The sequence below is a fragment of the Pseudoalteromonas sp. ESRF-bin5 genome, from assembly GCF_002632075.1.
Lineage (GTDB): Bacteria > Pseudomonadota > Gammaproteobacteria > Enterobacterales > Alteromonadaceae > Pseudoalteromonas > Pseudoalteromonas marina.
On the sequence record NZ_NTLW01000010.1, the window covers coordinates 1 to 2,165 of the forward strand.

1 protein-coding gene is annotated in these 2,165 nt (G+C 39.6%); it reads right to left on the bottom strand.

Annotated features, from left to right (window positions below):
• Nucleotides 1-2,072, bottom strand: a 2,072-nt coding sequence (bamA, locus tag BCG07_RS00105; RefSeq protein ID WP_286887912.1) for an outer membrane protein assembly factor BamA, incomplete at its 3' end; no start/stop codon positions are given.
• Nucleotides 2,073-2,165: the final 93 nt, after the last annotated feature.

The following is a 2,165-nucleotide window of genomic DNA, read 5'->3' on the forward strand; positions in this document are numbered from 1 at the left end:
GAACCATCTGGGTTTAGTGTCCCAGGAATCGTCGTTGCAATACGTGACACAGCTTGTGGCAATATTGTATTACGGTCAAAGCCACGTAGTTCCATTTCCGTAATACGGAAGAACTCTTGGAATGGAAGCGTTTGATCGTATCCATTTGTTGACCCATAACCATTACCATAACCGAGCGCCGCACGAGCCGAGAATACCCAGCGATGATCGTTAGATATTGGCCAGTAAAAGCGTGAATCGTAATTAAGCTTGAAGTAAGTTAAATCTGAGTTCGGTGTAGTCCCCGTTAAATTTAACGTTTGGCGTGAACCCGCTGTAGGGAATAAACCACGGTTAACCGTTATACGTGACCAACCAACACTTAATTCATATTTGGTAAAGTCAAAGCCTGCATCAGGGTTTTCAGGGTCAAAAAATGTCTCACGTAATACACGCGTTTGCTCGTACTCGGCAATATCTGAAAGCTCTTCTTTTATCCAACGAACACCAAAATTAACCCGGTTGATTGCATCAATCGGAAAACCAATATTTGTACCTAAACCATAACTTTTTGATTTGTAATCTACAAGACTAAACTTACTTGCGTCGTAGTTTCGGTAAAAAATACTGCTGCCTTGTGAAACACCATCTGGTGTAAAATAAGGGTCGGTATACGATAAACTGACACTTTCAGAGCCAGTAGAAGTATTTAAATTTAAACCAATTTGGTTGCCTGTTCCTAAGAAGTTAGATTCAGTCACACCAATATTAAACTGTAGACCTAGGTATGAACCATAAGCAAGGCCCGCATTAAAGCTACCGGCAGATTGTTCTTTTACTGTGAAATCTACGTCAACTTGGTCGTCTACACCTGGCACGGGGACTACGTTAAAATCAACAGTTTCCATATAAGGTAAACGTTGAATTTGTAGCTTTGAACGCTCGAGGTTTTGGTTTGATAACCATGCACCTTCTAGCTGCGTCATTTCGCGGCGCAATACTTCGTCAGCGGTGTTTTGGTTACCACCAACAATTATACGACGAACATAAACACGCTTACCTGGGTTAACGGATAAAGTTAACTGAACTTCTTGCTTTTCGTCATCAATTTCAGGAATTGTGCGCACTTCAGCATTTGCATAACCAAAACGTGCTAAATAACTTTTAATGAACTCTTCTGAAGATGTTACAACAGAACCATTGTAAAGCTCACCAGCTCTGAGTGGGATAACGCTTTTAATTAAATCTTCACGACCGAGTAAGTCACCAATAAAATCAAAGCCTTTAACCTTGTATTTAACGCCTTCGGTAAGGTTGGCCGTAACATATACAGATTCACGCTCTGGGCTTACCGATACCTGCGTCGAATCAATATTAAAACGTAAGTAACCACGGTCTAAATAAAAGCTGCGGATTTTTTCTAAATCACCTTCAATGGTTTGTTTTTGGTAGCGATCGCTACCCATAAATTGCCACCAAGGTAAATCTTGCTGAGACTCAGCAAGTTTTAATAATTCTTCGTTAGAAAAAAGCTCGTTACCCACTAAGTTAATTTGGCGGATAGACGCGGCATCACCTTCATCAAACTCCAGTTTAAGTTTTACGCGGTTACGTGGCAATTTAGTAACGCTGATATCAACCGTTGCATTGTATTTACCAATACTATGGAAAAACTCTACTAAGCCTTTTTCAATATTATCAATTACGGTTTTATCTAATGGTTCGCCTTGGCGAATATCTTGTTGATCAAGCGACTCGTTAAGTTGCTCATCTTTGATATCTTTATTGCCTTCAAACTCAATAAAGCTAATTGTTGGGCGCTCTGTTACTTTAAAAATAACGTTGTTGCCATCACGTAATGCTTTGATGTTGTCGAAGTGACCAGAACGATAAAGTGACTTTATTGTTTTTGAAATTGTGTAGTCATCTACATTATCGCCTACGTTAATAGGAATATGAGTCAATGCAGCACCAAGTGCTACGCGTTGTAAGCCTTCAACTTTCAAGTCTTCAACAATAAAGGAAGTTTGGCCTAGGGCGGCAAAGCTTGCACCCAATAAACTTGAAACTGCCAAATGTTTTTTTATAGCCATTTTATTATCTTTATCCTTTACAACTGTATTACCGCTTAACACCTAAAATACGGGTGCGTTACAATCGTGTTCTAATTAGTAAATGTTGCGCTG